At 66.4% G+C, this 18,608-nt stretch carries 15 protein-coding genes; 11 read left to right on the forward strand and 4 right to left on the reverse strand.

Annotation, left to right across the window (positions count from 1 at the left end):
* Positions 1–97: 97 nt before the first annotated feature.
* From ABWO17_RS06960 to ABWO17_RS06970, 3 genes are all read right to left on the reverse strand, one after another.
* Positions 98–1,123, reverse strand: a complete 1,026-nt coding sequence (locus tag ABWO17_RS06960) for an MBL fold metallo-hydrolase (protein ID WP_353116980.1) — start codon at positions 1,121–1,123, stop codon at positions 98–100.
* Between the two features lie 266 nt (positions 1,124–1,389).
* Entirely contained in the window at positions 1,390–2,790 is a 1,401-nt protein-coding gene (locus ABWO17_RS06965) for a sigma-54-dependent transcriptional regulator (RefSeq protein WP_353116982.1), read from the reverse strand.
* A complete protein-coding gene (locus tag ABWO17_RS06970; protein WP_353116984.1) occupies positions 2,787–5,669 on the reverse strand; it encodes a c-type heme family protein in 2,883 nt (960 codons plus the stop codon). Before ABWO17_RS06970 ends, ABWO17_RS06965 begins: the two co-directional genes overlap by 4 nt.
* Positions 5,670–6,230: 561 nt before the next feature.
* Here ABWO17_RS06970 and ABWO17_RS06975 point away from each other — a divergent pair.
* The 8 genes from ABWO17_RS06975 (at position 6,231) to ABWO17_RS07010 (ending at position 14,490) form a co-directional block, all read left to right on the forward strand.
* Entirely contained in the window at positions 6,231–7,340 is a 1,110-nt protein-coding gene (locus tag ABWO17_RS06975; protein ID WP_353116986.1) for a YeiH family protein, read from the forward strand.
* 25 nt (positions 7,341–7,365) lie between these two features.
* A complete protein-coding gene (locus tag ABWO17_RS06980) occupies positions 7,366–7,761 on the forward strand; it encodes a biotin/lipoyl attachment domain-containing protein (RefSeq protein WP_353116987.1) in 396 nt (131 codons plus the stop codon).
* A gap of 262 nt (positions 7,762–8,023) precedes the next feature.
* Complete coding sequence (locus ABWO17_RS06985) at positions 8,024–8,503, forward strand: universal stress protein (protein WP_353116989.1); 480 nt, start codon at positions 8,024–8,026, stop codon at positions 8,501–8,503.
* 824 nt (positions 8,504–9,327) lie between these two features.
* On the forward strand, positions 9,328–10,446 hold the full coding sequence (locus ABWO17_RS06990) for a branched-chain amino acid ABC transporter substrate-binding protein (RefSeq protein ID WP_353116991.1): 1,119 nt from the start codon (positions 9,328–9,330) through the stop codon (positions 10,444–10,446).
* Positions 10,447–10,548: 102 nt separating this feature from the next.
* Positions 10,549–11,457, forward strand: coding sequence for a branched-chain amino acid ABC transporter permease (locus tag ABWO17_RS06995; protein ID WP_167122166.1), 909 nt, complete (start codon positions 10,549–10,551; stop codon positions 11,455–11,457).
* Positions 11,458–11,733: 276 nt separating this feature from the next.
* Positions 11,734–12,981, forward strand: a complete 1,248-nt coding sequence (locus ABWO17_RS07000; protein ID WP_353116993.1) for an ABC transporter permease subunit — start codon at positions 11,734–11,736, stop codon at positions 12,979–12,981.
* Positions 12,981–13,793, forward strand: coding sequence for an ABC transporter ATP-binding protein (locus ABWO17_RS07005; protein WP_353116995.1), 813 nt, complete (start codon positions 12,981–12,983; stop codon positions 13,791–13,793). Before ABWO17_RS07000 ends, ABWO17_RS07005 begins: the two co-directional genes overlap by 1 nt.
* Positions 13,786–14,490 carry an ABC transporter ATP-binding protein gene (locus tag ABWO17_RS07010; RefSeq protein ID WP_353116997.1) on the forward strand — a complete coding sequence of 235 codons (705 nt, stop codon included), beginning with the start codon at positions 13,786–13,788 and terminating at the stop codon, positions 14,488–14,490. Before ABWO17_RS07005 ends, ABWO17_RS07010 begins: the two co-directional genes overlap by 8 nt.
* Positions 14,491–14,914: 424 nt before the next feature.
* Here ABWO17_RS07010 and ABWO17_RS07015 read toward each other — a convergent pair whose 3' ends face one another.
* On the reverse strand, positions 14,915–16,225 hold the full coding sequence (locus ABWO17_RS07015; protein ID WP_353116999.1) for a LeuA family protein: 1,311 nt from the start codon (positions 16,223–16,225) through the stop codon (positions 14,915–14,917).
* Positions 16,226–16,872: 647 nt separating this feature from the next.
* On the opposite strand from ABWO17_RS07015, the gene nifH reads away from it, so the two are divergent.
* The 3 genes from nifH to ABWO17_RS07030 are packed head-to-tail and all read left to right on the forward strand — an operon-like array spanning position 16,873 to position 18,482.
* Positions 16,873–17,703, forward strand: a complete 831-nt coding sequence (gene nifH, locus ABWO17_RS07020; RefSeq protein ID WP_007526558.1) for a nitrogenase iron protein — start codon at positions 16,873–16,875, stop codon at positions 17,701–17,703.
* 57 nt (positions 17,704–17,760) lie between these two features.
* Positions 17,761–18,111 carry a P-II family nitrogen regulator gene (locus ABWO17_RS07025; protein WP_353117001.1) on the forward strand — a complete coding sequence of 117 codons (351 nt, stop codon included), beginning with the start codon at positions 17,761–17,763 and terminating at the stop codon, positions 18,109–18,111.
* Positions 18,108–18,482, forward strand: coding sequence for a P-II family nitrogen regulator (locus ABWO17_RS07030; RefSeq protein ID WP_015946242.1), 375 nt, complete (start codon positions 18,108–18,110; stop codon positions 18,480–18,482). Before ABWO17_RS07025 ends, ABWO17_RS07030 begins: the two co-directional genes overlap by 4 nt.
* The last annotated feature ends 126 nt before the right edge of the window (positions 18,483–18,608 follow it).

The raw sequence follows: 18,608 nt of genomic DNA on the forward strand, positions 1-18,608 counted from the left end.
CATTTCCAGCACCAACGCGCCGCCCGGTATCTGCCGGGCGGCGCGTTGCTCATTGCGGGCTCTGGGGATGAGGCAGGGCGGCTACCGCCCTCCTTGACTACAGCCCGTCGGCGTAATTCACGGGCAGCCAGGCGTAGCCGTCCTTGCCGCCATTCCTGGCCCGCACCCGACCAAGACCGGGGAAGGGCAGGTGCGACCCGGCCACCCAGCAGCCTTCGGCGGCCACCTGGGGCAGCAGGCGCAGGCGGGTGGCCACGGCGGCCTTCTGGTCCACGTCGAAGTCGATGGACACCTCCGGTCGGGCGAACTGCACCGGGGTGCTGTGGATGATGTCCGCCCAGAACAGCAGCGACGCTCCGCCCGAGGCCACGCGGAAGCCGCAGTGCCCCGGAGTGTGGCCGGGCAGGTCCACCGAGGTCACCTGCGGAACCTCGGGCAGGGGTGCGGTCCCTGGCACGAAGGTGTGCAGCCTGCCAGCATCCTTGTAGGGGGCCAGCGCCTTGCGCAGGGCCAGCAACCCGGCCTTGCGCCCCTCCGGTGCGGCGGCCAGGGTGGCGTCGCTGGTCCAGTAGTCCAGTTCCGGTGCGCTCACGTGCACGCTGGCATTGGGAAACACCCGTGCCCCGGCGGCGTCCACCAGGCCCAGCGCGTGGTCCGGGTGCAGATGCGAGAGCAGCACATGCTCGATGCGCTCCGGGGCGTACCCGGCCGCGCGCAGGTTGGTGGGCAGATGCCCGCCCCGTGCGCCGAAGAAGGCCCCCGCCCCGGTATCCATGAGCACCCGGCGCGTCCCGGCGTCCAGCAAAAAGCAGTTCACGTTGCTGGTGGCGGGCTGCCCGGCGGGGATGCCCGCATTCTCCAGCAGGGCGTCGATGTCCTTGCGGTCGGCCCCGTGCAGGATGGCTGGATCGAGTTTGCCGTGGGCGTCGAACAGCGCGAATACCGTCACGCCGCCCACGGGCAGGCGGAAGAAGCCGGGCACCTGCGTGCCGGGGGATGCGGGCGGCGAGGAGGATGCGCCGGTTCCAGTTCCACCCGTGGCGGCGTTGGCCGTGGTGGCGGGCAGGGTGGCCAGTGAGGCAACAGCCAGTATTGATTGCATGAAGCGTCTGCGGTCAAGCATGCGAGCCTCCGAATGGTTGGGGCGACGGATGGCGGGAACGCCTGCTGCTAACGGGATCGCCTGATGACAGGTGTGCCGGACGGCAGGGGATTTGGTGGCACGTCGCGGCAGGCGGGGTGGCAGGGGCGGGAGATGGGATACCCGTTGGTACAAGATAGCACTCGTAGGCGGGCAGGCAAGCAGGCACCGGCAGGATACCGGCCAGTGAAAGCAAGGGCGCATTGCGGGCTGCGGCGAAAGACGGCGGGCCGCGCCGCCCGCGCAATCTACTCCCTGCCTGCGCCGCCGATGCCGAGCCGCCGCAATATCTTCTGCAATGACACCCGCTCCAGCCCGGAAACCCGGGCCGCCTCCGAGATGTTGCCTTCGGTGCGCTCCAGCAGCCGCTCCACGTAGCGCCGGGTGAACTCGTCCACCACGTGGGCCTTGGCGTCCTTGTACGGGGTAAGCGCTGCCTCGGCCACGGGTGCGGCGCAGTCGGCGGGGCCGTCCACCAGCCGCAGGTGGGCCATTTCCACCGTGGGGCCGGGGCAGAACACCGCAAGCCGCCGGACGAAGTTCTGCAACTCGCGCACGTTGCCCGGCCATTCGCGCCCGCACAGGCAGGCCATGGCCTCTGGCGAAAGGCGCTTTGGGGCTATCTGCATTTCGCGGCAGGTCTGGGCCAGAAAGTGGTCGGCCAGCAGGGGGATGTCGTCGGCGCGGTCGCGCAGGGGCGGGGTGTGGATGGTCAGCACGTTGAGCCGGTAGAACAGGTCCTCCCGGAATTCCCCGCTCCTGATCCGCGCCTCGAGCGCCCGGTTGGTGGAGGCGATGATGCGCACGTCCACCTTCACCGTGCCGCTGGAACCCACGGGGCGGATCTCGTGTTCCTGCAATACCCGCAGCAGCTTGGTCTGGATGCCGGGCGAGATGTCGCCGATTTCGTCGAGCACGATGGTGCCCCCGGCGGCGGACATGAACAGCCCCTTGCGCGAACGCTCCGCCCCGGTGAACGCGCCCTTCACGTGGCCGAACAGTTCGCTTTCCAGCAGCTGGTCCGGAATGGCCGGGCAGTGCACGCTGACGATGGGCCGCTGCGTCCTGCCGGACAGGGCGTGGATGGATGCGGCCACCAGTTCCTTGCCGGTGCCCGATTCGCCCCGCACCAGCACCGTGTAGTCCGACGCGGCCACCGCCGCGATGGTTTCCTTCAGCCTGCGCATGGCCGGGGTTTCGCCTATCAGCGTGCGCTCCAGCCCCGTGCGCGACATTTCCTCGCGCAGTTGGCGGTTTTCGCGCAGCAAACGGCAGCGTTCCAGCCCCTTGGTCACGGCGCGGTACAGGTCTTCGCGCCGCACCGGCTTGGTCAGGAAGTCGTAGGCCCCGTTTTTGAGTGCCGTCACCGCCGTCTCGATGGTGCCGTGCGCGGTGAGCAGGATGACGCTGGGGGTGGCGTCCTGGGTCTGGGCGTGGGCCATCAGTTCCAGCCCGTCCATGTCGGGCATGCGCAGGTCGGTCAGCAACACGGCGGGGTCGCAACGGCCCAGCAGGTCCAGCCCGGCCCGGCCACTGGTGGCTACCAGTACCTCCGCGTCCGGAAAGCCCGCGCGCAGTTGGCGGGCCAGGCCGTTGGCGAAGTCCGCCTCGTCGTCCACCACCAGGATGGTCTCGTGGGGCGTGGTCATGCGTCGTGCTCCGTAAGCGGGGCCGGGTGCTCCCGGTCCGCCGCAGGCAGGTGAAGGGTGAATACCGCGCCGCGCGCCAATTCGGCCAATCCCGCCAGTTCCGTCAGTTCTGCCAGTTCCGCCAGTTCTGCCCGTTCCGCCAGTCCCGCCAGTCCCGTCAGTCCCGGCAGCCCTGCCAGTCCGGGGATGCGGCCCGGCGCATCGGGCGCATCAGGTGAATCAGGCGCGGACCCGACGGCGTGGCCGGATTGGTTGATCGGGGCATAATCGGTTTCGGCGGCCTCGGCGAAAAGGGCGGCCAGATCAACCCGGCAGGCCAGGCCGCCCATGGCGGCGGGCGCAAGGTCCGCCGGGGTCAGGTTGCGCGCCTCGATGCGCCCGCCCATGTCCCGCATGATGCCGAAGACCACGGCCAGGCCCAGCCCCGTGCCGCGTCCGGCGGCCTTGGTGGTGAAGAACGGGTCGAACAGTCGGGGCAGGTGCTCTTCCGGGATGCCGGGGCCGTTGTCGATGACGTGTACCACCACCTCGTCCTGTCCCGATGGGTCGGCCAGGCGGCGCGCGGACAGCACAACCACCCCGCGTCGCCGGGGGCGCCCCTCGTCCTCTGCGTCGCGCAGGGCCGGGGCGTCGCGCATGATCGGCCCGTCGGTTTCCACGGCATCCAGCGCATTGAGCAGCAGGTTGGTGAGAATCTGTTCCAGCCCGCTGCGATCGGCCAGCACCGGCGGCAGCGGGGCACAGCCGCCGCCTGCCGTTCCGTCCGGCGCATCGGGGGCGCCCGGCGCAACCGGCAGGTCGGGCACGATGCGCGCCCGCGCGGCCCGCGCCCTGGGCCGGAACACGTCCGCCAGGCCCGCCAGCACGTCGGCCACGTCGCAGGGGCCGCGTTCGGCTTGTTTGGGCCGGGCAAAGTCCAGCAGGTCGCGCACCACCTTCCGGGCCTGCTCGGTGTGGCGCATGATCACGTCGATGTCCGCCTGGGCCTGCCCGTCGGTGGCGGCGGCGCGCAGCAGGTCGGCGTAGCAGTGGATGACCCCCAGCGGGTTGTTGATTTCATGGGCCAGGCCTGCGGCCAGCTTGCCCACGGCCACCAGTTTTTCGTGCTGTTGGACGCGCTCCAGCATGCGGCGTTCGTCGGTGGTTTCGCGCAGGTAGGCCACGGTGCGCCCGCCCCGTTCCAGCCGCCCCCCCAGCGGGTAGGCGTTCACCGCGAAGGACCGCCCGTCGCGCAGGGTCACCGCGCGCGACACCGGGCCATCGCCCATGCGCGCGGCGATGTCCGCCGCGTCCAGCAGTTCGGCCAAGCCCGGCCCGCCGATGCCGGTGGCGCCCCCTTCTCCACCGTTCTCCCCGTCTCCCTTGTCTTCCTTGTTTGGGGCGGACGTCAGTGACCGGGTCAGCCGCCGGGCGGAACTGTTGGCCAGCACCACCCGGCCATCGCCGCCCAGCAGCAGCAGCGGGTCGGAAATGCCCTCGAAGATGGAATCCAGCAGGGCGTTCTGGCGCAGCAGGTTGTCCAGCGCGTCCAGGTTGTCCATGGCGATGCCAAGCTGCCGCCCCACGGCCTGGGCCAGGTCCGCCGTGCCGGGGCCGCTGGCGTGGTCCGCGTCCCAGAACAGGCACAGCAGGCCGCGCGTGGTGTCGCTGGTCTGCACCGGGATGAACCAGGCGCGCGCGGTCAGGCGCGGGGTGCCCTCCGCCGCCATGTCGTGCCAGTCGGGGGGCAGTTCCGGGCGCACCGCGCGGTCGGGCCAGGCGTGGAAGTCGCTGGCCGAGAGCACGCAGGCGTAGGCCGCCCGGTCCGCCCCGAAGCGCCGCGCAATGAGCGCCAGCGAGGCAGCCAGCAACTCGCCCTTGCCGCTGCTGCGGTTCAGGCGGTCCAGCAGACCCACGAACAGCTCCACGTCGGTTCGCCGGGCCGTGGCCTCGGTGGCAAGGTCCACGGTGCGTTCGTGCACCATGCCTTCCAGGTTGGCCGCGTAGTCGCGCAGCTTGGCCCGCGCCTCGCTCAGGTGCAGGGCCAGCGATTCCATGTCGCCCAGCAGGTCGTCGATGCCCACGTCCGGGTGGCCGCGCCGGGGCATGGTCATGTCCGCCTCGTCCGGGAAGTGGCGGCGCATCACCCCGCCCATGCGGCGCAGGTTGTGCACCACCAGCCGATTGAAGAACACGTGGATCACCGCGAACAGCACCAGCGCCCCGCCCGCGAACAGCACCCCGAACGACGTCACCGCATCGGTCATGCCGCTGACGGCCTGGTCCATGGGCAGGGCCACCATGGTCATGCCCGCAAGGTCGCCGGTCTTGCGCCAGAAGCCGCGCTCCGACCCGTACATGGCCAGCAGCACGGGCGGGGCCAGTTCCGGGTCGCCATGGCAGCGCAGGCACGAGGCTTCGAAACGCACCGGCTTTGCGGTGATGAACAGCCGTTCACCGTTTTCTTCGGTTACGTCCTCCACGCGGGTCAGTTCCGGGTCTTCGCGGAACCGTTCGATGAGGGCGCGTTCCAGGTCCGAGGCCTCGTAGGTGGGGTTGCGCGCGCCCACGGCCACACGCCGGTAGGTGAAGCGGTCGTGGGCCAGGTTGTTGTCGTTCATCACCGCGCGGGTGACGAACGAGGTGGACATGGCCTCGATGACGAAGGTGTCCTCGGAGAGGGTTCTATACATGGCAGGGCGCAGGGTGTTGCGCACGTAGCTCTGCACCGCCTCGGCCTGCGAGAGAATGAGCGCCGCGCGGTCGCGGGCCTCGTTTTCCACCAGCCGTTCGAGGTGCATGAACAACGACAGGGCAAAGAACCCGCCCAGACAGGCGAGGATGAGCAGAAGGCCCAGCAGGAAGCGGGCCTGCAACGAATGGGGCGTGAGTCGGATCACGTGGTTCCTTGCGCGGCGCATCAATACATGAAGGGGGCAGCGACAGGCCTGCTTCGCCAGTTCGGGCGGTTCCGTTCAGGTGGTTCGGCCAGGTGGTCCGGTGCAGGCGGGGCCTGTCCGGCGGTCGTTCAGGTTGGCATGCCCGCGCGGTTGGGCCGTCAGTGGCGCCGCATGGCCGATGTCTAGCACAGGCGGGGCAAAGGGCAACCTGCGTGCCGCAATCTGCGTTGCATCGGCTGCGGGTGCTGCCGCGAGTTAGCAGGCAGGCTCGTGCCAGACTTGCGCAACCTTCCGTAATTCATGATTCCGGATGCCTCCGGGCCAAATGGTCCGCGTCTTGCTGAAGGGGTGGGCACTATCCGGCGCCCGGCCACTGGTCGTGCACCGGCAAGGGACAAGGAAAAGGGACGATGCACCGGCGGGCCATGCCCGCGCCATGCCCACAGCATGCTCGCGTCATGCCCGCGTCATGCTCGCAGCATGTTCGCAAGATGGGCGCGGCGGGGTGACACGTCGGGGCATCCGTTCACAGGTCACGCAACCCCCAGGAGATGCAACGCAATGGAAGACAAGGGGCTTTTCGGTAAGATACTGGCCATCGTGCCCGGTCTCGCGGTGATGATCGGCACGCTGTACGTGCTGCGCGTGTACGTGGAGCCGTGGATGAAGGACGCCGTGGTGTTCGGCAGCAAGGGCTGGCTGGTGCAGGTGCTGAGCCTGAACTACATCCTGCTGTCCATCCTGACGGGCATGTTCTATCGCAACATCCTGTTCGGCGGAAAGATTCCCGCCTGGGCGGAGGAAGGCTTCCGCACCACCCGCCTGTTCATCAAGACCGGCGTCATCATGCTGGGTTCGCTGTACACCTTCGACAAGCTGCTGAAGGTCGGCGGCGTGGCCATCACGCTCATCGTGGCCTTCGTGTTCGGCACGGCCATCTTCGTGCTGTGGCTGGGCAAGCGCCTGGGCGCCGACCGTTCCGTCACCGCCACCATGGCCGCCGCCTGCGGCGTGTGCGGCGTTTCCGCCGCCGTGGCCACCGCGCCCGGCGTGCGCGCGAAGCCGGTGGACCTGGCCCTGTCCATCGCCACCATTCTCGGCTTCGGCATCATGACCATGTTCGTCAGCCCGTTCATCGGCAAGATGCTGTCCCTGTCGGACTACCAGTTCGGCGCCTGGGTGGGCACGGGCATCCTGAACTCCGGCCAGGTGCTGGCCACCTGCCTTGCCTTCAACCCCAACTTCGCCCCCGGCACCGCCGTGGCCTATGGCGAAATCTGGAACGTGGTGCGCGTGCTGTGCATTCCGTTCGTGGTGTTCTTCATCACCGCCTGGTACTGGAAGGGCGAGGCCGACGCCGAACACGTCAGCCTGGCTTCCATCCTTGCCTCCAAGTTCCCCATCTTCGTGCTGGGCTTCATCGGCATGACCGCGCTGTCCTCGCTGCACATCATCGGCGCCGAAGGCTCCGAGACGCTGCACCTGATGCGCGACGTCATGGCCTGGGTGTTCGGCATCGGCCTCGTGGGCCTTGGCGCGTACATCGACGTGCGCGAAATCAAGGCTGCGGGCGGCACGCCGCTGCGCATCGGGCTCATCGCGGGCGTCACCAAGTACGTCATCGCCATGATCATCATCCTGGCCTTCATTCCGAAGGAAGGCGCCTTCTAGGCCCGCCCGCACGAGGAGAACGCACATGTCCGACAAGAAGAAGTCCCTTACCGTATTCAAGAGCGATCGCCACGAGGACGTGGCCGCCATCTTCGCTTCCGCCCTCATCGTGGTGGTGGTGCTGACCTACATGGCCTTCATCGTGCCCTCGGTGGGCATCAAGGCCTCGCAGGACGGCAAGCTGGTGGAGATATTCGTGGCCGAAGGCGCCGACGTGAAGAAGGGCGACAAGCTCTATTCGCTGGAAGTGGTCAAGAAGAAGTGGGTCAACAACGTGATGGAAGAGAAGGTTGCCGTGGAAAGCTTCACCGCCAAGGCCAACGGCAAGGTGCTGAAGATTTCCGGCAAGCCCGGCGACGCCCTGAAGAAGGGCAAGCAGACCATCGTGGTGCTTGAGCACGAGAAGGGCACCCTTCCCTAGCCATCTTGGCGCTATGGGCCTTTTGCCCTCTGCCTGCGGTAGAAAGATTTTTTATTCCGGTCGAATACCAAAGAGTATACTCCCTTCATAAAAAATCTCTCTTCCTTGGCAGAGAACAAAAATCCTCATAGCGCCAGCAGTTCCAGAACTGCCCATAATAATGGTGGTCGCGGGGAATCCCCCGACCGCACCATCGCATACGCCAGACATCCGGCGGGCGGCTCAAGGCCGCCCGCCACCCCGCCTACGGAGAACATGCCTCATGAAGTCGCCCGTTAATTCGTCCGGTAACCCGCCCATGAAGCTGCTGCTTGCCCTTGACGACGGACCCGGCGCACGCCGTGCCGTGGACGAGGCCATCCGCATCGCCCGAGAGAAGGGCGCCACCCTGGACGCCCTGTTCGTCATCGACGCCACGTGGGACGTGTTCACCGGGCACGACTGGCTGTCGGGCTGCAATTCGCGCATCGGCTTTCTGGAATACATGCAGGGGCTGGAAGAGAAGGCGGCGGCGGAAAGCGCGCGCGCCTTCCTGGAACGCAGGGGCGACGTGCCCGGTGCATTGCTGACCGCTCCCGGCGACGTGGTGGACGTGATCCGCGAGCATGCGGCCAAGGGCTACGACCTGCTGGTGCTGTCCAGTCCGTTCACGCGGGGGCTTGAAGTGATGCGCGACGCCGTGGCCCGCCTGACCCGCGACGCCCCCTGCGACGTGCTGCTGGTGCGGGCCGCGCCGGAATAAGCTGCCGTAACCCTTAAGGCTTCCGGCAGCCCGAATGTTGCGAGCGCCCCGAGTGTTCCGTACTTGCCGGGCACGCGGGCGGCCCGGACGTGGGCCGGGCAACGCCGCCCCCCCCCCTCGCCCCACATCGGAATTTAGTCGTACGGCCGCTCCTGCCTGCCGCACCCCGTGTCGGGCGGCCGATGCGACTGGCCCACGGGCCCGCCGCCGCCGGAGCTGTCTCCGGCGGCGGTGTCGCTTTTTCGGGGCAACGCGTGCCCACGGCGCGGCAGGGGGGCAGGCGCGTGGGGCTGGGGCAACTTCCGTGAGCGGGTGAACCGGCGCGGCGGGTGAACCGGCGCGGCAGGGGAACCGGCGTGGGCAGGGGAACCGCTGAATCTGCCGTGATGCTCTTGACGGATGAAGCGATGCAGGGGTAGGGCAGTGCGCCCGGTTTGAAACGAGGGGCGGCGTGGCACCGCACCACGTAGCGCATGCGAGTATCCACCACAGGCAATGGAAATTGCCGCTTCGCCCCATGCGTGCGGACGCCCCGGATATCGCCAGGGAGGGCCGCACCTCCGGCGCGGGTTTTTCCGCCACGAAGTGGTGCCAAAAATGGCAACGTGCGGTGTGTCACCGAAATTTCGTCGAAACATCGGCTAGTTGTCGTAACCGGTAGTATTTGACAGCTTTCCGGATTCCGTGGCATCAAAAAACGTTGGTCGATGGTGGCATTCCTGCCCGACGCGCTGCATTGCCGTGCGTGCGCGGGGTGGTCGCCGTTGCGGCAATGTCTTTACAATATTGTTCACTCGTTTCGTCAACATTTCGGAGGATCGAGCATGCGTAAAGGATGGTTCAAGGGCCTTGTTGCGGGTCTTGCCGTGGCCGTTATGGCCTGCCCGGCGTTTGCGGCGGATACCATCAAGTTCGGCGTGGCCGGTGCCCACAGTGGCGACCTGGCCTCCTACGGGCTGCCCACGGTCAACGCCGCCAAGCTGGTGGCCAAGATGATCAACGCCAAGGGCGGCGTGCTCGGCAAGCAGGTGGAAGTCATTCCCCAGGACGACCAGTGCAAGCCCGAACTGGCCACCAACGCGGCCACCAAGCTGGTGTCCGACGGCGCCAACGTTGTGCTGGGCCACATCTGCTCCGGCGCCACCAAGGCCGCGCTTCCCATCTACAAGGAAGCCAACATCGTGCTGATGTCGCCCTCGGCCACCAACCCGGCCCTGACCCAGAGCGGCGACTACCCCAACTTCTTCCGCACCATCGCCTCTGACGATCAGCAGGCCAAGCTGGGCGTCGATTTCACCATCGACAAGCTGGGCAAGAAGAAGATCGCCGTGCTGCACGACAAGGGCGACTACGGCAAGGGCTACGCCGAATACGCCAAGCAGTTCATCGAGCAGGGCGGCAAGGGCACCGTGGTGCTCTTCGAAGGCGTGACCCCCGGCGCCGTGGACTACTCCGCCGTGGTGCAGAAGATCCGCAACTCCGGCGCCGAAGCCGTGATGTTCGGCGGCTACCATCCCGAAGCCTCGAAGATCGTGCAGCAGATGCGCAAGAAGCGCATGGACCTGCCCTTCGTGTCCGACGACGGCGTGAAGGACGACACCTTCATCAAGGTTGCTGGCAAGGACGCCGAAGGCGTGTACGCCTCCAGCTCCCGCGACGTGAGCACGCTGCCCCTGTACAAGGAAGCCATCGAAGCCCACGTGAAGGAATTCGGCGCCGAGCCCGGCGCGTTCTACAAGGAAGCCTACGCCGCGTCGCTGGCCCTGCTGAACGCCATCGAAAAGGCCGGTTCCACCGATTCCGCCAAGATCATGAACGCCCTGCGCACCGAATTCGTTGAAACCTCGGTGGGCAAGATCAAGTTCGACAAGCGCGGCGATGCCGAAGGCGTCGGCTTCTCCATGTACCAGGTGAAGAACGGCAAGTACGTGGAACTCAAGTAGTTCTACGGAAAGCATCCGATATGACAGGGGGGCGGGCCAGAGGCCCGTCCCCCGAGTTTTGACAAGGTGCGGCCAGGGCCGCGCACGTACGGGAAGGCACTAATGGATTGGCAGTATTTCTGGGAACTCTTCTTCGGTGGCCTGACGCGCGGCTCCATCTACGCGCTCATCGCGCTTGGCTACACCATGGTGTACGGCATCATCGAGCTGATCAACTTCGCCCACGGCGAGGTGTACATGATGGGGGCGTTCACGGCGCTGATAGTGGCCGGGGCGCTGGGCATCTACGGCTTTCCGGCCCTGGCCATCCTGATCATCGCGGCGGTGGTGGCGGTCATCTACTGTGCCGCCTACGGCCTGACGCTCGAAAAGATCGCCTACAAGCCCCTGCGCGATGCGCCGCGCCTCTCGCCGCTCATCTCGGCCATCGGGATGTCCATCTTTCTCCAGAACTACGTCATCCTGGCCCAGACCTCGGACTTCATGCCGTTTCCCAACCTGGTGCCGCAGCCCGAATTTCTTGAACCCATCGCGCACATCATGGGCGCCAGCGAGGTGCTGATCATCGTCACCTCCGCCGTGTCCATGGCCGCGCTGACGCTGTTCATCAAGTACACGCGCATGGGCAAGGCCATGCGTGCCACGGCCCAGAACCGCAAGATGGCCATGCTGCTCGGCATCGACGCCGACAAGGTGATCTCGCTCACCTTCGTCATCGGCTCGTCGCTGGCGGCCGTGGGCGGCGTGCTCATCGCCTCGCACGTGGGGCAGGTGAACTTCGCCATCGGTTTCATCGCGGGCATCAAGGCGTTCACCGCCGCCGTGCTCGGCGGCATCGGTTCCATTCCCGGCGCCATGCTGGGCGGCCTTGTGCTTGGCTGGTGCGAAAGCTTCGCCACCGGGTACATTTCGAGCGACTACGAGGATGCGCTGGCGTTCGCGCTGCTTGTGCTCATCCTCATCTTCCGGCCTTCGGGCATTTTGGGCAAGGCCAAGACCCAGAAGGTCTAGGCGGCGCCCCCACAAAGTGCCTTTTGTCCTCTGTCTTCGCCAGAACGCCTTTTTATTCCGGTCGGGTACGATAAGAGTACGCTCCCTGCATAAAACGTCGTTCTTCCCTGACAGAGAACAAGAATCCCGCTTGTGGCGGCACCGCCCTATCTGCGGTTACCCGCGTGTTTCAGGGCCTTCCCTGCCTTGCCTGTGGTAGCCCGCAGACATCGGCCCCTCCCCCCGCCGGATGCCGGAACACGCAGGACACAACGACGCATTCCGAGGAAAGTCTTCATGCAAGGTCTCAAGAAATCCATACTGGTCAGCCTGTGGTTCATGTTCCTGACCTTTCCGCTCATGGTCATCAGGGTCGACAGCCTGAAAGGGACCATCGAATGGCGGTGGGAGAACATGCTGGGCATGGGCGCGGGCATTTTCGTCCTTTCCTTCGTGTGGCGGTTCATGCTGGCCCGCAAGGAAGCAGGGCGCGCAGCTGCCGCCGGGGGCGCCATGACCGCGCGCGGCGCGTGGTTCGAACGCCTGCGCAGCGACCCCAAGGCCGCCGTGCCCGCCCTGGCCGTGCTGCTGGCCGCGTTCCTGGTGCTGCCGTGGGTGGTTTCCACCTACCAGACCAACATCATGATTTCCGCGCTGCTCTACGTGATGCTGGGCCTTGGCCTGAACATCGTGGTGGGCCTTTCGGGCCAGCTGGTGCTGGGCTACGTGGCCTTCTACGCCGTGGGCGCTTACTCCTACGCCATCCTGAACAGCAACTTCGGCCTCGGCTTCTGGACGGTGCTGCCCCTCGGCGGGGCCATGGCCGCGCTGTTCGGCATTTTGCTGGGCTTTCCGGTGCTGCGCCTGCGCGGCGACTACCTGGCCATCGTCACCCTGGGCTTTGGCGAAATCATCCGCCTGGTGCTGGAAAACTGGAGCAGCTTCTCGCAGGGGCCCAGCGGCATCGCCAACATCGAGCGGCCCGGCCTGCTGGGCATGCAGCTTTCGGTCAGCGACGCCACCACCTACATCTACTATCTCATCCTGGCGGCGGTCATCGTCACCATCCTTGCGGTGACGCGCCTGAAGAATTCGCGCATCGGCCGTGCGTGGCAGGCCCTGCGCGAGGATGAAATAGCCTGTCAGGCCATGGGCATCGACATCACCACCACCAAGCTCACCGCGTTCGCGCTGGGCGCGTGCTGGGCGGGCTTTGCGGGGGTCATCTTCGCGGCCAAGACCACCTTCATCAATCCGGCCAGCTTCACCTTCCTCGAATCGGCCATGGTGCTCGCCATGGTGGTGCTGGGGGGCATGGGCTCGGTCATCGGGGTCTCGTTGGGCGCTCTGGTGCTCATCCTGCTGCCCGAATACCTGCGCGCGTTTTCCGAGTACCGCATGCTCATCTTTGGCGCGACCATGGTGCTGATGATGGTCTTCCGCCCGCAGGGCCTCGTTTCGCCGGGGCGCACCAAGTACAACGTGCCCGACGCCGAAGGCGCCGGTGCTGACGCGGCGCGCCCCGCCGCCGGAGGCAACGCCTGATGACCGCAACCACCGCCAATGCGGCTGCCGCCGTGCTTGACGTCCGTTCCGTTTCCATGAACTTCGGGGGCCTGCGCGCCCTGAACGAGGTTGACCTGCAAGTGCGCCAGGGCGAGATCGTGGCGCTCATCGGCCCCAACGGGGCGGGCAAGACCACGTTCTTCAACTGCATCACCGGCATCTACGTGCCCACCGAAGGCACCGTGCACGTGACCCCGCGCGACGGCCGCACCATCACCGTCAACGGCCTGAAGGCCAGCCAGGTCACTGCGCTCGGCATGTCGCGCACCTTCCAGAACATCCGGCTGTTCCCCACCATGAGCGTGCTGGAAAACGTGATGATCGGGCGCCACTGCCGTACCCGTGCGGGCATTCTGGGCGCGCTGCTGCGCGACCCCAGGACCCGCGCCGAGGAACAGCGCATCGTGGAAGAAAGCTACGCGCTGCTGAAAAGCGTGAACCTGCACCAGCACTACAAGGACGAGGCGCGCAACCTGCCCTACGGCGCCCAGCGCAGGCTGGAGATTGCCCGCGCGCTGGCCACGGAACCCTTCCTGCTCTGCCTTGACGAACCCGCCGCCGGCATGAACCCGCAGGAAACCCACGAACTCAAGGAACTCGTCATCGAGATCCGCGAGCGCCACGAACTTTCCGTGCTGCTCATCGAGCACGACATGAGCATGGTCATGTCGCTGTCGGACCGCATCTACGTCATGGAGTACGGTTCGAAGATCGCCGAGGGCACCCCCGAGGAAGTGAGCAAGAATCCCAGGGTCATCAAGGCTTATCTGGGCGAGGAATCCCATGCTTGAGCTGCGTAACGTCAATGCCTTCTACGGCAATATCCAGGCCCTGCGCGACATCAACCTGACCATCGGCCAGGGCGAGATCGTCACCCTCATCGGCGCCAACGGCGCGGGCAAGACCACCACGCTGATGACCGTGTGCGGCGCGGTGCCCCCGCGCAGCGGCGAGGTGCTCTTCGAGGGCAAGCCCATCCAGGGCATGAAGCCCAACGAGATCGTGCGCCTGGGCATCAGCCAGGTGCCGGAAGGCCGGTTGATCTTCCCCGACCTGACGGTGCAGGAAAACCTGGACCTTGGCGCGTTCCTGCGCAACGACAAGGACGGCATCGCCCGCGACCTGGACTACATCTTCGGCCTGTTCCCCATCCTTGCGCAGCGCCGCAAGCAGGCGGGGGGCACCCTTTCCGGCGGCGAGCAGCAGATGCTGGCCATCTCGCGCGCCATCATGGGCAGGCCACGCCTGCTGCTGCTGGACGAACCCTCGCTGGGTCTCGCGCCCATCATCATCCAGCAGATCTTCGACATCATCCGCAAGATCAACGCCGACGGCACCACGGTGTTCCTGGTGGAGCAGAACGCCAACCAGGCCCTGAAGATCGCCCATCGCGCGTACGTCATGGAAACCGGGCGCATCACCCTGGAAGACACGGCAGCCAACCTGCTGGTGAACGAAGACGTGAAAAAGGCCTACCTCGGCATGTAGCCGGGGCGGCCAGACACATGCCCCGCACGCGGGGCACGAGCATTGCCTGGCGTGGGCGGTCCTTTCCGAAAGGGGAGGGCCGCTCTTTTTGTTTGGCGGTGCGGGGAAAGTGGCCAGACGCGGCCAGACGCGGCCAGATGCGGCCAGATGCGGCCAGACGCACCCGGATACGCGCAAGCTGCCGGGTTCTGCCCGGACTGGTGAACGTGAACAGGGGCTGCCGTTCTCCTCCGCGCGGGAAGGAACGGACAGCCCCCGTGTCAGAGCCCGTTGTTCGCGGGGCCGCCACGACGTTGTCGCGCTCCTGGTGGACGCGGCGCTGCCGTGTTCGGTCGCGGTCAGGCGGGCAGCGGGCCGAGGAGAAGCGCCGTCAGCATGGCGCAGGCCATGGTTACGGCCAAGGTGGTGCAGAACAGGCGCATGGTCATGCCTCCCGTATGCGTCCGCGACCCGCTTCGCCAGTGCGGGGCAGCCGGGGCGTGCCGTTGCCTGCGCTCGCGGTCGGGGACGTGGTGGAAAGAGGTGTGCCGGAGTCCCGGACAGCAAGGGCATCTCCATCGGGGCGGATGCCCGCCTGTACGGGGGAAGGACCGTTTTCGCTGCGGGTAATGCCCGCCAGTTCGCCAAGTTCCGCCGGGGTCAACGGGCGGCGCAGGGTGGCGGAAAGTTCGCGCACCGCCTCGACGATGGCGGGCAGTTGGTCCGGCGGCGGCAGGATGGAAAGTTCGGCCAGTGCTGCGGCAACGGCGGCGACGCCGCTTTTGCGGCCTACGCCCATCCGGCGGCTGCCGCCCACCAGTTCCGGCGGAAAGGGTTCGAACAGGCTGGGATCGCGCCGTACGCCGTGGGCGTGCAGTCCGCTTTCCACGGCAAAGATGTCGCGCCCGGCAACCGGCCAGTGACGCGGCACGGACAGCGAGGCGGCCTGGGCCACGTGACCGCATAGTCCCCGCAGGGGCGCAAGGTCGAATGCGGCCCTGCCGCGCACCACCAGGGCGGCGGCCAGTTCCTCCAGCCGGGCCACCCCGGCCCGTTCGCCAAGGCCCAGTACGGAAACGTCGGCGCAGTCCGCCCCGCACTCCAGGGCCGTAAGGGCATTGGCCGTGGCCATGCCGCAGTCGTTGTGGAAGTGGGTGCCGATGGACACCCGGCGGGCGCGGGGGGCGCTGCCGTCCAACCGGGCGACTTCCAGTTCCGCGCGCAGCGCGCGCACCATGTCCGCCACTTCCAGCGGGGTGTACAGCCCCACCGTGTCGCTCAGGCGCACCCGGTGCGCCCCGTGCGCGGCGGCATGGCGCGCCACGGCGAACACGAAGGAGCGGTCCGCGCGCGAGGCATCTTCCATGCCCACGGTGACGTGCTCTATGCCCAGCATGCGCGCCTCGGCCAGCGTGGCGGCCAGCTGGTCGAGCAGGGCGGGCCTGCCAAGGCCCAGCCGCCGGGCCAGGTGCGCATCGGAAACGGGCACCCCCACGCAGACCCGGCGCGCCCCGCAGGCCACGGCGGCGCGCAGGTCTTCGGGGCGGCAGCGGCACCATGCGGCGGCGGCAAGGCCGGGGGCCACGCGGGCCGCCAGGGCCAGCATGTCCGCAAGGTCGTCGCGCCCGGCCCAGCCCACCTCGGCCTCGGGCACGCCCACGGCGGCAAGGCCGCGCAGGATGCGTTCGCGGTCGGTCATGGACAGATAGGTGCCGAAGGACTGTTCCCCTTCGCGCAAGGTGGTATCGAGCAGCATGCGGCCTCCGAGAAGAATGGCGGAGCCGCCCCGGCCTCACAGGAACTGGCGCTGGAACCGCGCGGGTGACGGTGGAGGAGGAGGGGGGCGGACTCGCGTGAACCGGTTGCATCATCGCATGCATCGTCAGTGCCAAATTCATGCGTCGTAAGTGCCAAATGGGCACCCCATCGCAAGACGGCACGGATTACTCGCGCCGTGTGTCGGCCCCGTGCGCATGCTGGGCGATAGGGGGTTCGGGCCGCATGTCACTGCACCCCCTAGTGCCCCTGCGGATCGGCATGGCTGACACGGCGACGCATTCCTTCGTGCCGGTGTTTCCCGTCGCGCCGTACACGCACGTCGCAAATCCTGCCGTTTTGCCGCGCCACCCTGCCTGTCGTACTTCCCACGTCGTGTTCCGGACATGTCGGGTGCAACGGATTTGTCGCATGCGACAAATTGGTAGTTGCATACGTGTAGCGTACGACGTGTACGGCAGTAGTCGTTTGATCTGTAAAATGCAGGTATTTCAATGTGTTAATTTGTATTTCGCGAACTGGCACGGGGTTTGCCCTATGCGTGTCGTTGCATGGGCACGCCAGTTACGGCGAACACACCCCGGCCAATCCAACACCAGGCCGGGCGTGAATCTTCAGGAGGATATCATGAGAAAGGTGGCCATCTACGGTAAGGGCGGCATCGGCAAGTCCACGACCACGCAGAACACCGTCGCGGGTCTCGCGGAAGCTCTGGGGCGCAAGGTCATGGTCGTCGGCTGCGACCCCAAGGCCGACTCCACCCGTCTGCTGCTGGGCGGCCTGGCCCAGAAGTCGGTGCTCGACACCCTGCGTGACGAGGGCGAGGACGTGGAACTCGATGATATCCGCAAGCCCGGCTACTCCACCACCCTCTGCGTGGAATCGGGCGGTCCCGAACCGGGCGTGGGCTGTGCGGGGCGCGGCATCATCACCTCCATCAACATGCTGGAATCCCTCGGCGCCTACGAGGAAGACCAGAAGCTGGACTACGTGTTCTACGACGTGCTTGGCGACGTTGTGTGCGGCGGCTTCGCCATGCCCATCCGCGACGGCAAGGCCGAGGAAATCTACATCGTGTGTTCCGGCGAGATGATGGCCATGTACGCGGCCAACAACATCTGCAAGGGCATCATGAAGTACGCCGAATCGGGCACCGTGCGCCTTGGCGGCCTTATCTGCAACTCGCGTAACGTGGACAACGAAAAGGAAATGATCGAGGAGCTGGCCCGCAAGATCGGCACCCAGATGATCTACTTCGTCCCGCGCGACAACCAGGTGCAGCGCGCCGAAATCCACCGCCAGACCGTCATCGAGTTCTCGCCCGAACACGGTCAGGCCCAGCACTACCGCAATCTGGCGAAAGCCATCGACGAAAACAAGATGTTCGTGGTGCCGAAGCCCCTCCAGATCGCGGAACTGGAAAAGCTGCTGATGGATTACGGCCTGTTCGAAGCCTAGTCCGGGCCTGATGAGAACCCAACAGACGACTGCCACCCAAGCTGAAGGAGAACGGCGATGATGATCATGGTTCGTGCCATCGTGAGACCCGAAAAATCCGACGACGTGCTGGCCGCCCTCATGGCAGCAGGCTTCCCGGCCGTGACCAAGATGTCTGTGGCCGGGCGCGGCAAGCAGCGCGGCATCAAGATCGGCGAGATCACCTACGACGAAATTCCGAAGACCCTGCTGATCAGCGTGGTGAAGGCCAGCGAAAAGCAGTTCGTCATCGACACCATCATGGAAGCGGCCCGCACGGGCGCCAAGGGCGCCTTCGGCGACGGCAAGATCTTCGTCACCCCGGTTGAAGAGGTCTACACCATCAGCTCCGGCGTGAAGGAACCCGATGTCGAGGAGGCCGCGGCATGAAGGAGATCATGGCCGTAGTGCGCCTGAACAAGATGAACCAGACCAAGAAGGCGCTGACCGAGGCGGGCGTGAACGGCTTTTACGCGCACGAAGCCTTCGGTCGGGGCAAGGGGCTGGTCAGCAGCGATCTGCTGGAAGGCGCCAAGGAAGGGTTTGAAGAGGCCGTGGAACTGCTCGGTGAAAAGGGCAGGCTGTATTCAAAGCGCGTGGTCACCGTGGTGGTGCCCGACGACCAGGTCAGCGACGTGGTCGAGGCCCTGATCAAGGTGAACCAGACGGGCAAGCCCGGCGACGGCAAGATCTTCGTCACCGCTGTTCCGGAAGCCCACCGTGTGAGAACCGCCGAGCATGGCGACAAAGCCATCCTGTAGGCGCGTTGCAAGGGTTCTTTTGCCCGCTGACGGCGTCAAACTTCGGCCGCCGACTCGGTCAAATACAAGAAGAGTATGTTCCCTCGCGGCCGCCTCGTTTTCCTGGCCAGCGAACAAAACTACACC

The organism is Nitratidesulfovibrio sp. (assembly GCF_040373385.1).
Lineage (GTDB): Bacteria > Desulfobacterota > Desulfovibrionia > Desulfovibrionales > Desulfovibrionaceae > Cupidesulfovibrio.

Excerpts from the sequence above, each read along its gene's own strand:
- ABWO17_RS06960 (WP_353116980.1), bottom strand. The coding sequence starts at position 1,123 with ATGCTTGACCGCAGACGCTTCATGCAATCAATACTGGCTGTTGCCTCA.
- ABWO17_RS06965 (WP_353116982.1), bottom strand. The coding sequence starts at position 2,790 with ATGACCACGCCCCACGAGACCATCCTGGTGGTGGACGACGAGGCGGAC.
- ABWO17_RS06975 (WP_353116986.1), top strand. The coding sequence starts at position 6,231 with ATGGAAGACAAGGGGCTTTTCGGTAAGATACTGGCCATCGTGCCCGGT.
- ABWO17_RS06980 (WP_353116987.1), top strand. The coding sequence starts at position 7,366 with ATGTCCGACAAGAAGAAGTCCCTTACCGTATTCAAGAGCGATCGCCAC.
- ABWO17_RS06985 (WP_353116989.1), top strand. The coding sequence starts at position 8,024 with ATGAAGTCGCCCGTTAATTCGTCCGGTAACCCGCCCATGAAGCTGCTG.
- ABWO17_RS06990 (WP_353116991.1), top strand. The coding sequence starts at position 9,328 with ATGCGTAAAGGATGGTTCAAGGGCCTTGTTGCGGGTCTTGCCGTGGCC.
- ABWO17_RS06995 (WP_167122166.1), top strand. The coding sequence starts at position 10,549 with ATGGATTGGCAGTATTTCTGGGAACTCTTCTTCGGTGGCCTGACGCGC.
- ABWO17_RS07000 (WP_353116993.1), top strand. The coding sequence starts at position 11,734 with ATGCAAGGTCTCAAGAAATCCATACTGGTCAGCCTGTGGTTCATGTTC.
- ABWO17_RS07005 (WP_353116995.1), top strand. The coding sequence starts at position 12,981 with ATGACCGCAACCACCGCCAATGCGGCTGCCGCCGTGCTTGACGTCCGT.
- ABWO17_RS07010 (WP_353116997.1), top strand. The coding sequence starts at position 13,786 with ATGCTTGAGCTGCGTAACGTCAATGCCTTCTACGGCAATATCCAGGCC.
- ABWO17_RS07015 (WP_353116999.1), bottom strand. The coding sequence starts at position 16,225 with ATGCTGCTCGATACCACCTTGCGCGAAGGGGAACAGTCCTTCGGCACC.
- nifH (WP_007526558.1), top strand. The coding sequence starts at position 16,873 with ATGAGAAAGGTGGCCATCTACGGTAAGGGCGGCATCGGCAAGTCCACG.
- ABWO17_RS07025 (WP_353117001.1), top strand. The coding sequence starts at position 17,761 with ATGATGATCATGGTTCGTGCCATCGTGAGACCCGAAAAATCCGACGAC.
- ABWO17_RS07030 (WP_015946242.1), top strand. The coding sequence starts at position 18,108 with ATGAAGGAGATCATGGCCGTAGTGCGCCTGAACAAGATGAACCAGACC.